Genomic DNA, 13,905 nt, shown 5'->3' on the forward strand with positions numbered 1-13,905 from the left:
CCCTCAGCCTTCCCACATATAGCCGAAGCCGCGCACGGTGACGATATAGCGCGGCGAAGCCGGATTGTCCTCGATCTTGATGCGCAGACGGCGGATGTTGACGTCGACGATCTTGAGTTCACCGACGTAGTGGTGACCCCAGACCATCTCGAGGATGTCGTCACGCGACAGCGCGCGGCCGACATTGCTCATAAACGCCTTCAAAATGCCGTATTCGATCTGAGTCAGCTCGATCTTGACCCCGTTCTTGGTCACCTCGCGCGACCGGGCATTGAGACGGAACGGTCCCGAACGGATACTGTCGTCCTCCTGGAAGCCGCCTCCGCCGACGCGGCGAAACAGTGCCTCGACGCGTGCGACCAGCTCGACGACCGAGAAGGGCTTGGTCACGTAGTCGTCCGCGCCGGTCATGAGGCCGGTCACCTTATCCGACTCCTGCGTGCGTGCGGTCAGCATGATGATGCCCGCACGCGAGCCGCGTGCACGCATGGTGCGGCACACCTCATAGCCGTCGATGCCCGGCAGCATGACGTCGAGCACGGCCACCTGAATATCGGGATGCTGCTCAAACAGCTCGAGTGCCTGCTCACCGCTGCCCGCCTCGATTACCTCGAACCCTGCGCGCTTGAGATTGAGCACGACAAAGCTGCGGATATTCTCTTCATCTTCCAGTACCAATACTTTACGCTTCATTTGCTTTTCCCTCCTGTCACGACTGCGATGCGCTCCAGTCAACCGCAATCAGCGAAAATCGCTCATGTACCTGTTCTTCGGTCAATTTCAGGCTGCTATTGTCGGCTTCCGCCGGAATCTGCGCGACGAATACGCCCGAATCGGTCGCGTCCAGCGCGAACAACTCGTCGGAAGCCTCGACCCGCGCGTTGATCTCGCTCTCATCGCCCAGAATATAATAGATCGTGAGCAGCGGAATGGACTTGCCATCCGCGGCATACACCTCAAAGGTGGTATAGTCGGTGCCGTCCTGCGAGCCCTTGACCGCGTGCACCGCGTCATACCAGTCCTGACTGATGCGGAAATCCCATTCCTGACTGACGTTGCGGTAAGTGGTCTCGACGTAGGTCGGGTCACCGTCGGCATCATACAGATACCAGTCGAGCATATAGACCGCGTCGCTGCCGTCCGACATGGAACCAACCATGTGCACCGCGCGCGGAATCTCGGTCAGGCCGTCGCCGTTGATGTCGCAGGCGTTGGCCGGTACGACGCGGTAGGTGCCCCGACCGGTGCCGTTCTCGGTGCTCAGCGCCAGATTGCGCAGTCCCTCTTCGGGCTGGTAGACAAACAGGTCGGTCTGCTGACCGCTGCCGCCCGATACCGTCTCTTCGACAAAGACCGCCGGCTGATTGTCCGCGATGTAGCCGCTGTCCAGACGGCTGATGATCTTGGCCGATGCCGACAGCGGACTCTCGCTCATCAGCGTCAGGTCGCGATCCTCTTCATCATAGCTGTAAATGGTCGCCGTGCGGCGGTTTTCCTGTCCGGAGATCAAAAAAACGTTCTGCGAGCCGTCACTGTCCAGATCGACGGTCAGCATACTGATATAATCGGTCTCCAGCATCACTTCAATGCCGCTGTCACTGTAATCGGCTGCAATCAGGTGGCTGCCCTGATCGCCCGCCTTGTCCATACTCATCAAAATGCAGCGCTGTCCGTCCTCGGTCACCACCGGATAGCTCACCTGTCCGATGCGCACGCCCGTACCCTGGATGCGTCCGACACAGGTGTACGACTCGTCCGACTGCTTGCTCAGCACCACGGCCTCATAGGTGTTGCCGTTGGCCGGTGCGCGGAAGAAGGCGACGACCTCTTCCACGCCGTCACCGTCCAGATCGACCATCTGCACGGTGTTGCGGTTCTCGCCCTCGTAGGGTGCGTCCTCCACCGCGTCGGTCGAGCGCACCCGCTCGAGCTCGTCGGAGATGGCCTGGCGGTCTTTATTCGGTTTGGGCAGCTGCATCAAATCTACGCCGGTCTTGAGCGTACAGCCGCTCAGTGTCAAACTGCACGCGCCCATGGTCAGCAGACACAGCAAGCCGGCAAAAAATCGTTTCATGTCCGCCCTCCTTCGGGTTGTCCAAAATTTACTGATGTGCTTTCAGTGTATCATAAAAACCGGACTTTGAACAGTGGAAAAGGGATACAATCCGGTGTTTTATGGGTGTTTGACCGCATCCGGTGAAACATGCGGTATGGCACAGAAAAAAGCGGGCTCCGCACTGGGACGGAACCCGCTTTTGAGGGAGTGGCAGGCGCAGGGCTGCGCCTGCGGTACGCAGATGGCGGACTACTTGGCTTCCCCTTCCTGCCGCAGCCAGCGGTAGAAGGTACTCGGTGCCACGCCAAGCAGTCGGGCGGCCTCCTGTCCGGTGACCTCCTGTGCCAGATACATATCGCGTACCTTATGGAATCGCTTGTCCTGCTTCCGCGTCGGTCGGCCAATGGCCACACCGGCTTTTTGCGCACGCGCAATGCCTTCGCTTTGCTTTTCGCGGAATCTGCGGCGGTCTTCTTCGGCCGCCTTTGCAATTAAGCGCTCGGTCAGCCCGTTTGTGAGCGAGCCAATCGTGATGTCTCCCCTGAGTGTTGTGTTAAGTATGCTCTCATCCAAACCCAGTTCGGTCAGATACCCAATCAGTTCGGCCTGGATCTGCGCGGAATCGTACTGCTGCAGTGCTGTAAACAACATTTTGGGTCATCCTCCTTTCTGCATGGGAAAGCAGGCGCTGTGCCAAAAGCAGGTTCTTTTCACCTTCAATATAGCATAAAGCAAAGGGAAAAACTACCTTGTTCTTGCGAACGTAGAAGTCTGCCGAAAATGTTTACAATTTTGCCATTTTTGTACGAGCGTCCCTGCATCTCACGCTTCGCCAAAAACGCCCTGTCGGTACAGCCCCAGCAGCTGTTCGAGCTCCTCAATGCGGCGGCTGAAGCGCTGGCCTGCGTCGGTATCCTCGACCATCAGGCGGCGCGGCATGCGCTCGACGATGTGCACTGTGGTATAGGTTTCCGGACTCTCGAGGTCATTTCCGCGGTGGAATGGACGGTGTTCTGCGAGCTGAATTTCGTGCGAAGAGGAGATCAAAGTGTAACCGGCAATACCGGTCTTGGAGCGGTACGCCTTGGAGATACCGCCGTCGATGACGAACAGGCGGCCGCCTGCCTTGATGGGCGAGTCGCCGTGCTTGACCGGTACGTGTCCGTTGACAATATGGCTGCACGCCGGGTCAAGTCCGAACTCGCGCAGGATGGCTTCGCAGAATTCGGGCTGGTCGTAATGCTTATAGTACGGATTCATGTGCTCCTTTTGCAGCGCCTTGTCGTCGATAAAGTAGCGCTCGAAGGAGGTCATGCGATCCTTGCCGAACAGCGGCGAACGAGCGCCGCACCACAGGTACCAGATAAGGTCGACCGAGTCGGGTGCCTCGGAGTGGTACGCGCGGCGCACGTGCATTTCCAGATAATCAAGCAGCGCACGGCCCTTGTGGCGGCTGCCGCCCAGCTCAACCTCGGTCAGCGAGCCGTCTTCCTCGACCAGAATGCAGCCGTGATAGAGCAGCTTATTGTTTGCAACCTTGTACATCGCACCATGGCTCATAATGAAGTCCAAATGGGTGCGCAGGCGCTCAGAATGGCGGAAAGAGGCCTGGAAACCGTCCAAAAGGTTCTGTTCTTCCTCGGTCAGTGCATAGGGGTTCTTGGGGTCTACGGTCGGGAAATTGGTGTCGGTCAGCGGATATTCCTTGCCGCCGATCTGGATGGTGCCCTTCTCCAGGTTCATCTTGTCGAGCAGCAGACGGCCCTCCATCTCATACTCGGGATGACGGCGGATGAGCTGGCCTTCCAGCTTGAACATCATCACCGTGACCGCCTTGTGCATCTTGGCTGCCAGCGCGGGATCGACCGGGTCGAACTCGTTTTCGTCCAGCACGTGCGGCATGAAGCGTTCGCACGGGTCGTTCGCGTAGGTGGTTGCCGCGAACATGGACAGCGGACGGAGGTTAATGCCGTAGCCGTCCTCCAGACAGTCAAAACCGTTGTAGCTGATGGCGATACGCAGCACGCTCATCAGGCACACCGGGTTGCCGCACATCGCACCGATCCAGGCAACGTCGTGATTGCCCCACTGGATGTCCACGTCGTGGTGCTTCATCAGCTCGTCCAAAATACGGTCGGCACGCGGGCCGCGGTCAAAAATATCACCGATAATATGTAACTGATCGACGGTCATCTGCTGAATCAAATGACACAGCGCCTTGATCAGTCCCTCGGCACAGCCCACCTGCACCACGGTCTCGATCATCTCTCGATAATAGACGCGCTTGTCTGCGTCGGTGCCGTCGGTGTTCATCAGCTCTTCGATCAGTCCGGCATAGCGCGGGTCGATCGTCTGGCGCACCTTGCTGCGCGTATACTTGGCAGAGACCTCACACGCGACGATCACCAGATGGTTGATCGTGATGGCGCACCAGTCGGCGTAGTTCTGCTCGGTCTTGCGCGCACGCGCCATCTGCGTGGTCGGATAGTAGACCAGCGCGGCCAGCGCAGAGCGGTCTTCCTCCATCATCGACGAGCGGAACAGCGCGTCGATCTTCTCCCGAATCACGCCCGAACCCGAGCGTAACAGATGGATGAATGCCTCATGTTCGCCGTGCAGATCGGAAAAATAATACTCCGTCCCCTTGGGCAGGTGCATAATGGCGCGCAGGTTGACCAGCTCGTTGGTGACCGATTCAATCGTCGGAAATTTCTCGGCCAACAGGCGCAGATAGTTCATGTCATGCGTCAAAACAATCTTCCCTTTCTGTTTTCAAATTCCAAATCGGTTCTGAAACCAGAACCCCGTCCGTAATTGCCTTCATTACCTTAATGCTATCACACCCATATACCGGTTGCAAGGGGATTTTGCCTTTTCCTCGGCAGGAAAACCGGGAAAACTCTTGTGGAATGCTACTGTGCATGATAAAATAATAACGAGGATTCCTATTTGAGAAAGGATGGTAAATCCATATGTCCAAGAAGCTGTGGTGTCTGTTCCGCCGCCGCGATGCAGTCGGTACCAAGATCTGCGTTGCTAAGGCAGAGACCGAAGGCCGCGTTTTTGTCTGCCCCTACGCAAACGAAGTCGAGGCTGTTAACAATTGTGAAGACTATGCGTTCAATACTCGTCCTGAGGGCGAGGAAGAGGGCATCGAATAAGCGTCTCGCAACTGTCCCGGGTCTCCGGCGCTCCGCCGGAGACCCTTTTTTCCCATTTTCCCGATCTCGGCGGTTCCTTTCTCCCGCCCCTGAGATCTCCCACCCCGAAAGGAGTATCCTATGTTATCCCGCAACAAACGGCGCCGTATGACAATCCGCGGACTGCTGTCCCTGATTGTCGTTTTCGTCGCCGCCCGCGCGTTCCTGCGCGGCAACTACGAGCACCTCTTTGTCTGTGTGCTCACCCTCGCCCTGTTTACCGTCCCCATCTTCGTCGACCGCAAACTGGGCATCGACCTTCCCCCGGCACTCGAGACCATCATCTACTGTTTCATCTTCGCCGCCGAAATTATGGGAGAAATCAACTCCTATTACACCAAAATTCCCTATTGGGATACCATGCTGCACACCATAAACGGTTTTTTGATGGCGGCCATCGGCTTTGCACTCGTGGATATCTTTAACCGAAGCGAACGCTTCTCGGTGAAATTGTCTCCCCTGTTCCTCGCCATCGTCGCATTCTGCTTTTCCATGACCGTCGGCGTGCTGTGGGAGTTCTTCGAGTTCGCCGCCGATACCTACCTGCACATGGATATGCAGAAGGACTGGATTGTGCACGAAATCAACTCGGTTATGTTTAACCCGGACGGCCTGAATATCGTCGAACACGTCAAAATTGATTCGCTCATCGTCAACGGTGAGGACTGGATTGCAAAATATGGCGGCTATATCGATATCGGCTTGATCGATACCATGAAGGACTTGATCGTCAACTTTATCGGCGCTGTCGTGTTCTCGATCATCGGCTTTTTCTACGTTAAGAGCCGCGGTCAGGGTAAGTTCGCCTCGGCATTTATCCCCCGCGTCCGTCGTACCCTCGGTCTCAAAGAAAAGAAATAACCACCGCACCAATCACGGAAAGTTTCGCCAGCCTTTTCAAAGGCTGCGGGTTCTCAGGGCAGAGCCCTGAGTCGCCATCCGCAGATGGCGAAATCCCCTCTTGATTCCCGGTGTTCGGCCCGGGAATCAATCAAAAATAATCAAAAAAAAGCGCTCGCCGCAGCGAGCGCAATCCCCCTCCGCGCTATGCGCGGTCATCAGCCCCAACCTACCGGATTGGGGCTTTTCTATTCCCTTTTTCTGCACCCTGCCTCTCGACACAGACAGTAAATGAAATTTATTATATTTAGCATTGACAATATATACCCCTCACGATATAGTAAAGATATCAAAGCCATCTTGTACGAAAGGAGTGAACTCCCTATGCTCAAAAAATTACTGTGTACCGCTTGTATCGGCGCAGCCTTAACCGGACTGTCCTGCGCTGCCGCTCTCGGCACAACCATATTGGAAATTCCGGTCACCTCGTCCACGCTGTCTTATCGCATAGATGAACAAAGCTCGGTCTTTGGTCCACAAGACTATTTTGTCGCAAATGAAACAGTCTATCTGCTGGACTCTGCCCAGAATCGCATCTTAGCCTACCAGAATCACAAGCTGACAAAAACAATTTCCATATCAGATTTCACAGCAATCGATATCGCCGGGGATTCGCATACGCTCTACGCCATCGATAACCTATTAAATCTGTACTGTTACGACGGCTCAATCTTTGCAAAAGTTGCTTCTCTCACTCCAAAATTCGACGAACAGCTCTCAAACTTCCAAATCTCAAACGGATTCGGCTATTTTTATATGCCCGAAGGTGACCACGGCACGACCTATCAGTTCAAACTACCCGAACAATACACCTCGGAACTCTCTTTCACGCAGACGTTTGATGGCTACCGCCTGGATGACGATACGTTCTATTACAAGGATTCCAGTGATTCTGAAGAATTGTTCTCCAGCACCTGCGAATTGGTCGTTTATCATCCGTCCAACGGTCAAACCCAGCGCATCCCGGTTTCATCCGATTACTATCTGGGGCAAGTCCAGTACCTCGGCAAAACGATCGACGGCCATCCGATGATTTACGTGGAGGAGGTCACACAGGACGAAACCTACAAAATCAAAACCAGGCAATCCATCCGTGTTCTAAATGACACTGGCAACACTTTATCTGCTTACGAAATCCCCAAACAAACTTTATACGCAGCGAGCGCCTTTGCCTCGTTCGACGGTCATGTCTATGAATTGTCCAATCTCACAGATACCATTCAGGTACATCTGCTGAGCGATATCACCGCTCGGTCTACCGCTCCCGCCCTGTCTATCGCTGATTTGGCGCGTCTGCTCTTACAACTGCACGGCTTGCCAGTATAAAGAATCCCTCCCGCTCGGGAGGGATTTTTTATGTTCATCCTTTATAATAAATATTCACATCAAGCATCTGAATGCATTCGATCCTGCCGTTCTTCTTCCCACCAAGCAGCAATCCAATTTCTAAAATCTTCCGTTCGATCTCCCAAAATCTCCTGTATTCTCTGCTTACTTGCCTGCGTGTTTTCATCCAAAGCAGCATTAAACGAACTCGCATCATCTGCATACACTTCGCTCAAATTTTGACAGACAAGGTGCTCTTTGAGACCCAATTCTTTCAGCGCTTCCATCTGCTCATCCGTCAAATCCAGCTTGTTCTGCAAGGCAGCTACATCTGCCTCGAGCTTATCCTCTTCTGTCCAAAACAAATAATATAAGATTTCTTTCCCCGTGTCCAATGGATTAACCGCACTCAAATTCTGGGACACGTCTACCGTATAATTGCCGTCAGGTGCTTCCGTATTTGGCACCAAAATAACTTCATTGTCTCCAATTTCATCCCAGTTCACCTGTTCTGGCGAATCAACCCATCTGTATGATAAGCCGTTCATAAAAAAATCTTTTCGTGCTTGCAAAACTTGTTCAACGATATCCACACTCCACATCATATTCACTGCAGAAGCTGTTCCCATTCCTGCTAGGATTGCTGTCATTGTTAAAATGCTAATAGAATATTTCCATTTCATGTCATAATCCTCCTTGTTTTACTTCTCAGGCATCTCAAATTCTTGTATAATCTCAATATATTACTTTAGATACTATATGTCAACAAAAATTTCCCATTGTTAATCATTGATTTTTCAAATCATATTGCTATAATAAAGCCATAACGAGTTATGTGAGGTTTTCCAATGGCCAGAGGAAAAAAGTCCGACAAGGATTCGGGTCACTCCTTTGAAGACTACTTCAAGCGGGCTGCAAGCCCTATGCTGGTACTGTATCTGCTCAGTGAAGAGCCAATGTACGTCTACCAGATGACCCAGGAACTCGAGCGCCGCTCGTTCGGCGTCTATACACTCTCCCTGCTCTACCCTGTGATTTATCGCCTTGTCGATCAGGGATATCTGGAAGAGGGCGACAAGCAGATCTCTCCCGACAACCGCGTGCGGCAATACTATCGCATTACCGATGCTGGACGAGAATACCTGCATTCCCTGTTCCCTCGTTATCTCAAGCTGCATCAGGCGGTGCTGGACATCATGGACGCAGGAACCGATCTAGGAGGAAGCAACCGATGAATGGCTCGCAAGCGTACCTTTCGGCAGTAGAACACGGGTTAGACTGTCCGCGCAGACAAAAAAGATTGCTTTTGCAAAAGTTTTCCGACAGTACACTCTCTGAGCTTAATGGCTCTTATGATGAGCTGTGTGCGCAGCTTGGTCAGCCGGAAGAAGTCGCGGAGGCTTTGATGGAGTGTGTAGACCCCGAAGTCCTGTGCAAGAGTAAACGGAAGAAAAAGATCATTATTGGTATCAGTATTGGTGTTGTGATGGCTGTTCTCGTGACAGCAATCGTAATTTTGGGTCATTATTATTTCAGAGCACGTCCTTATGTCGAAGTGGATGGCCCTTTTACCGTAATTCTCACCGAAGAAGAAACCTCGCAACCCGTCGAAATTTCCGATGAAGCATTCAACGCACTCATCAAACGGGCAAAAAAATAAGCATTTTGTCGTTTTATCTATGTGCCTTGTTCATTTGCACACTTTATTTGTGCAAATTGTACATCATTTCCCTTTAGATTCGTCCAAGGCGCAAATAGTATCCGGCAGTTAAGTCTGCTATACTATATTTATCCCCAAAGTCCAACTCGTTCTCTTTTCAAAAGCGGTCTGCCTCCGGCAGGCTGCTTTTGTTTTTGGGGATTCTCTTATAAAAAAAGAAGCGCCGTCAGCTGACGGCGCTTTTGGGGTTTGTTTAGATTGATTCCCGGGTCGGGCACCGGGAATCAAGAAGGGATTCCGTGTCACACTCCTTTAATCCGCGCACGGCGCGGGAATAAGGATAGTGGCCTACGGGCTGCGGGACACGGCTCAGGGCTCTGCCCTGAGAACCCGCAGCCTTTCGAGAAAGGCTGGCGAAAGCTTCCATTACGGGTGCGGTGGTTAACCGATACTTTCCTTAATCATACGGCCATCGCGGAGCAAGTTGCGCAGGCGTTCGGTCTCGCCATCGCGAATCGCGTCTCGATAGTCGGTCAAGTGCTTAATAATCTCGTCGATCTCCTGTACCAGCGGTTCGCGGTTGAGCAGGAACAGCTCGGTCCACATATCCTCATTGAGCTTTGCGACGCGGGTCAGGTCTTTATAGCTGCCTGCCGAGTAGCCGTTATGTTTGAGCGCTTCGGGGCTCTTGATGTAAGCGGACGATACGACATGACAGAGCTGAGACGTAAACGCGATCATGTGGTCGTGCTGCTCAGCCGAGCAGCGCACAACGCGGCCAAAGCCCAGCTGATCGAAGAATCCCTCGACCTCGTCGACCGCCCACAGGGGACTGCTCTCGGTCTGCACCAGAATCATGCTTGCATTCTGGAACAGGCTGGCCTCGGCGTAGGCAAAGCCGGAAAACTCCTTACCCGCCATGGGATGACCGCCGATATAATGTACGCCGTACTGTTTTGCGAGGGGTGTAATGGCATCGACCATGCACTGCTTGACACCGACGAAATCGACGATCAGGCAGCCGGGTTTGAGCTTGCTCATGTGCTCAGCCAGCCAGTCGATGGTCGACTGCGGATACAGGCTGATGACCAGCAAGTCGGTCTGTGCGAGCACGTCATCCTCTGCGAAACCGTCCAGCGTGCCCTCGCGGATGGCCTCCTCAGCCACGGCGCGCGTGCGATTCCAGCCGTAAATCTTGCAGTCTGTATAGGCGCGTACCGCCTTTGCCATCGAGCCGCCCATCAGGCCAAGTCCGACAATTACTACATTACGAATCATAACGGTTCCTCCTCAGCAGGTTATTGATATGACGGGACAGCGGCCACAGCACAAGCCAGGTCACCAGCACGCCCGCCAGATTTAAGATCAGATCATCCACATCGCCGCTGCCGCAGGCGGTCACGACCTGCATAATCTCCACGCCCGAGATCATCAAAAACATGGTCGGGACGAAGGCGAACAGGTTGCCGAACGGCCTGCACAGGCTGGGCAGGAAAAAGCCCATCGGTGCGAACGCCGCGACATTGCCCCATAGATTCATCATTGCGATCTCGGGAATATAGCCCCGATTGTAGGCGCGAACATAATTGCGGATGGTGTGGAAAGGTTCGAGATTGATGCCATAGTGCATTTGTTCTCGACCGAAAGCGTTGTCAAAAAACAGGATGTTGAGCAGCATCCAGACGTAGTAGACAAACAAGACCGCAAGCCATTTTCCCATGTGCCGCGGAGTTGGAGGAAAGACGATCGACCAGAGCGCGACAAACGCGGCAGCGAATCCCAGCTTGACCGGTACGTCCACGACGAATCGCGGATCGAGTTCGATGTACAGGTCGAGGGCTGTGACCGCCACCCACAGCACAAAGGCGATGGTTCGGACAAATTTCACGGAAAGACCTCCTTAGCGGATGCCAAAGCGTCCGTCCCTGCCATTATAGCACACGATGGAGAAGATTTCCACAGAAAAGCGCGTGTATCCCGGTTTTTGACAGAAAAAAAGGACGCGATTGCGTCCTTTTCGGTCATTTCTCAGCAATTTACCAGCGATTTTTCTCGAAAGCTTGCTGCATCTTGGTGTAGCGATAATTTTTGACGATTTCCCACAGCGCATAGAACAGCCAGAGGGTCAGCAGTCCGGTGGACAGCGTGGTGAGCAGGGCGAAAATGTCGTTTTCGACCAGTCGCAGGATGACACCGAGGATGGCAAAAGCCCAAGTCACGCCCACGGCAGCAAGCAGGGATGCGTCATCCAGTTCGCATTGCAACTGGCGCTCGCTCGCGTGTAGCGACCAGCAGAAGCCCAGCTCGACCGCGATGGTCAGCGCGTAATCGATAAATCGCATCCACGCACCCGGCCAGCCAGCGCTGGGCAGATAACCCATGACATTCGCGCCGAACAGCACGATACTGCACATGGCAGTGATGAGCGGTACAATGCGCATTTTGTCGAACGCTGGGAGGACTGGATACAGGGTTTTCATGCCGTACAGTACAAGCAGATATCCCAGCCAATCGGGCAATAAATCCACGCCGCTATTAAAGTATACGTCTAAATGGGCACAGATTAAGCCCGCAAAAATCCAATTCATTATTTTTTCTCCTCTGAGAACGAGTCATACGAAACCTGATTCAGCTGCTCGCGCCGGATGTTGAAGTCCTGCCATGCGCGGTACAGATAGACGATACGCAGAATGGCAACGATCAGGTTGGCGACTACAAACAGGACGGCCACACCCACAATAGCATTCAAGCCCAGCAGTCCCACCAAAACGATGACGTAGGACGCGACATACAGGCCGACCCAGATGTAATACAGCTTAAACAGCATTCCACTGTGCAGGTCGCCATAAACCGGTTCCAGACTTTGGATGGCACGAATCAGGGTATACCAGAACCACAGCCAGACAATCCCCTGGGCAAGACTCAGCAAGGGGATATTCCTGAATGAGATCGCAAAGTGCTCGCCCGTAAAGCCAATCATGGACAGCACATTGATACAGATTCCCGCGAGCAGCCACGGTCTGGCTTTATGAAAAAGCGGGCTAAACTCACGCATGTAGTTGAGTCCCAGCCAGAACAAGACGAGCTGCGCGATATCTGTGAACGGCATGAAATGAAAGATGTCAAAAATCGAAGCGGCAAAAATATATCCCATAGATCTCCCCTCTTTCATGTTTTGATATCTCTATCATATCGGAATCCGGGCGGGAAGTCCAGAAATATTTATATGGGATATGGAAAGATCAAATGACAGATACGGCTTGCGCTGTTTTGAAAAATATGGTAAGCTAATCGACAGGAAAAACTAAATTTTTCAGCGCGCTGCCGATACCAGCGGTAGGCGGTTATTGCCCTCCATTCCTCCACAGGAAGGAGGTGAAGTTTGCCTCATTCCAACCCGGAAGGGGGTGAACGCATTGTATGAGAAGATGTTGCGTACGGTGCTTTTCATTGCATTCTTCGCATGGATTTTCACTACATATGCAAAATGACCGCCGAGTCGTCCAAAACTAGCGGTCACTTTGACTAAACTGTTTTAAGGGCGTAACCGTCTACCGGCAACGCGCCCTTTTTTATGCTTTCAGTATAGCGCAAGCCGGGGAATCTGTCAAGTTTGAGCGTATTTCAAGGTTCATAAGGTGCAGGGTTAGAGGTCAACCCGAGCAAATAATCAACGCTGGTGTGGTGAAATTTCGCCAGTGCGATGAGCGCTGCGCTCGGGATATCCAGTGCACCGCTTTCATAGCGGGAATAAGTCGTCTGGCTGACGTTTAAAACGTGTGCCATTTGGCTCTGTGTCAAATCTGCATCTTCGCGCAGGTCACGGATTCTGGGATACAATGAACTCACCTCGTGAGTATTGTATGTCATGCGGAAATTGCATATTGACTTTTATGCGATAAGCGCATAAACTAGAGACAAAGATTTCAATGTGGCTCACGTCGCTGCGTAAGTCCTACCAGATAATCGACACTTGTATGATAAATGTTTGCTAAACCAATCATAATTTTGGCTGGTGGATCACAAGTCCCATTTTCATACTTTTCATATTTCTCTGTTGCACATTGCAGCAAATTTGCAACTTTTTCGACCGTCCATCCCCTTTCTTCTCGCAAAGAGCGTATATTTTTGTACAACATTTTCACCCCTAAAACAATATACCATATATTCTGATTTGACATGATGATTTAGGTCAAATCGTCCTAAAAAATCGAGGTGATGAATCTTGCCCGAACCTAACTACAAAGAACTCTATTTCAAGCTCTTCCGTGCAGTCGAAGACGCCATCGACATTCTGATCACCGCGCAGCGCGACTGCGAGGAGCTCTATCTGTCCACCGGTGAGGAAGCAGCTGGTTCCGAAGTTTCCTGACATTCTTTTTCAAACGCAAAAAAACACCTTGCAATTTGCAAGGTGTTTTTTGTGGAGCTGTTGAACAGATTCGAACTGTCGACCTCTTCCTTACCAAGGAAGTGCTCTGCCTGCTGAGCTACAACAGCATATTTAGTTAGTCACCAAAGAAAGAATGGCGACCCGGATGGGGCTCGAACCCACGACCTCTAGCGTGACAGGCTAGCGCTCTAACCAACTGAGCTACCGGGCCATTTTGGCAGGGGCAGTAGGGATCGAACCCACGGCACGCGGTTTTGGAGACCGCTGCTCTACCAGCTGAGCTATACCCCTATGTTCGATGCGTTTACGTCATCGGTCTGGTTCAAATATTTATTTGGTGGGCCTTGCGGAGCTGGACGTTCAAGCGGAA

Annotated in this window: 18 protein-coding genes and 3 tRNA genes; 7 read left to right on the plus strand and 14 right to left on the minus strand. The window is 52.5% G+C overall.

Going from position 1 to position 13,905, the window contains the following annotated elements; translation table 11 throughout:
• Positions 1 to 3: 3 nt before the first annotated feature.
• Positions 4 to 693, minus strand: a complete 690-nt coding sequence (locus tag B5D52_RS15135) for a response regulator transcription factor (RefSeq protein WP_016148721.1) — start codon at positions 691 to 693, stop codon at positions 4 to 6.
• A 16-nt stretch (positions 694 to 709) separates the two neighbouring features.
• Positions 710 to 2,074: a hypothetical protein gene (locus B5D52_RS15140; protein WP_016148722.1), complete on the minus strand. Its 1,365-nt coding sequence runs from the start codon at positions 2,072 to 2,074 to the stop codon at positions 710 to 712.
• A 136-nt stretch (positions 2,075 to 2,210) separates the two neighbouring features.
• Here B5D52_RS15140 and B5D52_RS16725 point away from each other — a divergent pair, with 136 nt between their 5' ends.
• On the plus strand, positions 2,211 to 2,342 hold the full coding sequence (locus tag B5D52_RS16725; protein WP_278308183.1) for a hypothetical protein: 132 nt from the start codon (positions 2,211 to 2,213) through the stop codon (positions 2,340 to 2,342).
• On the opposite strand, the gene B5D52_RS15145 is transcribed toward B5D52_RS16725, so the two are convergent.
• Both B5D52_RS15145 and B5D52_RS15150 read right to left on the minus strand, forming a co-directional pair.
• Positions 2,306 to 2,707 (minus strand): helix-turn-helix domain-containing protein, encoded by a 402-nt coding sequence (locus B5D52_RS15145; RefSeq protein WP_016148723.1) that lies wholly within the window; start codon positions 2,705 to 2,707, stop codon positions 2,306 to 2,308. The genes B5D52_RS16725 and B5D52_RS15145 overlap by 37 nt on opposite strands.
• Before the next feature lie 171 nt (positions 2,708 to 2,878).
• Positions 2,879 to 4,795 (minus strand): fructose-bisphosphatase class III, encoded by a 1,917-nt coding sequence (locus B5D52_RS15150; protein ID WP_016148724.1) that lies wholly within the window; start codon positions 4,793 to 4,795, stop codon positions 2,879 to 2,881.
• Positions 4,796 to 5,028: 233 nt separating this feature from the next.
• On the opposite strand from B5D52_RS15150, the gene B5D52_RS15155 reads away from it, so the two are divergent.
• The 3 genes from B5D52_RS15155 (at position 5,029) to B5D52_RS15165 (ending at position 7,482) form a co-directional block, all read left to right on the plus strand.
• On the plus strand, positions 5,029 to 5,217 hold the full coding sequence (locus B5D52_RS15155) for a hypothetical protein (protein WP_016148725.1): 189 nt from the start codon (positions 5,029 to 5,031) through the stop codon (positions 5,215 to 5,217).
• Between the two features lie 147 nt (positions 5,218 to 5,364).
• Positions 5,365 to 6,117 (plus strand): DUF2238 domain-containing protein, encoded by a 753-nt coding sequence (locus B5D52_RS15160; protein ID WP_242825657.1) that lies wholly within the window; start codon positions 5,365 to 5,367, stop codon positions 6,115 to 6,117.
• A gap of 363 nt (positions 6,118 to 6,480) precedes the next feature.
• Positions 6,481 to 7,482: a hypothetical protein gene (locus B5D52_RS15165; protein WP_016148727.1), complete on the plus strand. Its 1,002-nt coding sequence runs from the start codon at positions 6,481 to 6,483 to the stop codon at positions 7,480 to 7,482.
• 59 nt (positions 7,483 to 7,541) lie between these two features.
• Here B5D52_RS15165 and B5D52_RS15170 read toward each other — a convergent pair whose 3' ends face one another.
• The gene (locus B5D52_RS15170; protein ID WP_016148728.1) at positions 7,542 to 8,165 is read right to left on the minus strand and encodes a hypothetical protein; all 624 of its coding nucleotides are present in this window, start codon (positions 8,163 to 8,165) and stop codon (positions 7,542 to 7,544) included.
• A gap of 165 nt (positions 8,166 to 8,330) precedes the next feature.
• Between B5D52_RS15170 and B5D52_RS15175 the strand changes: the two genes are divergently transcribed.
• The gene (locus B5D52_RS15175) at positions 8,331 to 8,717 is read left to right on the plus strand and encodes a PadR family transcriptional regulator (RefSeq protein ID WP_016148729.1); all 387 of its coding nucleotides are present in this window, start codon (positions 8,331 to 8,333) and stop codon (positions 8,715 to 8,717) included.
• Positions 8,714 to 9,142 (plus strand): hypothetical protein, encoded by a 429-nt coding sequence (locus tag B5D52_RS15180; protein WP_016148730.1) that lies wholly within the window; start codon positions 8,714 to 8,716, stop codon positions 9,140 to 9,142. Before B5D52_RS15175 ends, B5D52_RS15180 begins: the two co-directional genes overlap by 4 nt.
• Positions 9,143 to 9,583: 441 nt before the next feature.
• Here the strand turns inward: B5D52_RS15180 and B5D52_RS15185 are convergent, their stop codons facing one another.
• The 6 genes from B5D52_RS15185 to B5D52_RS15210 all read right to left on the minus strand — a co-directional run bounded on the left by B5D52_RS15185 (position 9,584) and on the right by B5D52_RS15210 (position 13,323).
• A complete protein-coding gene (locus B5D52_RS15185; protein WP_016148731.1) occupies positions 9,584 to 10,420 on the minus strand; it encodes a prephenate dehydrogenase in 837 nt (278 codons plus the stop codon).
• Entirely contained in the window at positions 10,410 to 11,030 is a 621-nt protein-coding gene (locus B5D52_RS15190; protein WP_016148732.1) for a VanZ family protein, read from the minus strand. Before B5D52_RS15190 ends, B5D52_RS15185 begins: the two co-directional genes overlap by 11 nt.
• Before the next feature lie 148 nt (positions 11,031 to 11,178).
• A complete protein-coding gene (locus tag B5D52_RS15195; RefSeq protein ID WP_016148733.1) occupies positions 11,179 to 11,730 on the minus strand; it encodes a hypothetical protein in 552 nt (183 codons plus the stop codon).
• On the minus strand, positions 11,730 to 12,296 hold the full coding sequence (locus B5D52_RS15200; protein WP_016148734.1) for a hypothetical protein: 567 nt from the start codon (positions 12,294 to 12,296) through the stop codon (positions 11,730 to 11,732). The genes B5D52_RS15195 and B5D52_RS15200 overlap by 1 nt, the downstream gene beginning before the upstream one ends.
• Positions 12,297 to 12,766: 470 nt before the next feature.
• Positions 12,767 to 12,982: a helix-turn-helix domain-containing protein gene (locus B5D52_RS15205; protein ID WP_016148735.1), complete on the minus strand. Its 216-nt coding sequence runs from the start codon at positions 12,980 to 12,982 to the stop codon at positions 12,767 to 12,769.
• A gap of 86 nt (positions 12,983 to 13,068) precedes the next feature.
• Positions 13,069 to 13,323 (minus strand): helix-turn-helix domain-containing protein, encoded by a 255-nt coding sequence (locus B5D52_RS15210; RefSeq protein ID WP_242951106.1) that lies wholly within the window; start codon positions 13,321 to 13,323, stop codon positions 13,069 to 13,071.
• A gap of 44 nt (positions 13,324 to 13,367) precedes the next feature.
• On the opposite strand from B5D52_RS15210, the gene B5D52_RS16265 reads away from it, so the two are divergent.
• Positions 13,368 to 13,514 (plus strand): hypothetical protein, encoded by a 147-nt coding sequence (locus tag B5D52_RS16265; protein ID WP_016148736.1) that lies wholly within the window; start codon positions 13,368 to 13,370, stop codon positions 13,512 to 13,514.
• A 52-nt stretch (positions 13,515 to 13,566) separates the two neighbouring features.
• Here B5D52_RS16265 and B5D52_RS15215 read toward each other — a convergent pair.
• From B5D52_RS15215 to B5D52_RS15225, 3 genes are all read right to left on the minus strand, one after another.
• Positions 13,567 to 13,642, minus strand: a tRNA-Thr gene (locus B5D52_RS15215).
• A 27-nt stretch (positions 13,643 to 13,669) separates the two neighbouring features.
• Positions 13,670 to 13,746, minus strand: a tRNA-Asp gene (locus B5D52_RS15220).
• A 4-nt stretch (positions 13,747 to 13,750) separates the two neighbouring features.
• Positions 13,751 to 13,826: transfer RNA gene (locus B5D52_RS15225), tRNA-Trp, on the minus strand.
• Between the last annotated feature and the right edge of the window lie 79 nt (positions 13,827 to 13,905).

Source organism: Butyricicoccus pullicaecorum DSM 23266, assembly GCF_900167005.1.
GTDB classification, from domain to species: Bacteria; Bacillota; Clostridia; order Oscillospirales; family Butyricicoccaceae; genus Butyricicoccus; species Butyricicoccus pullicaecorum.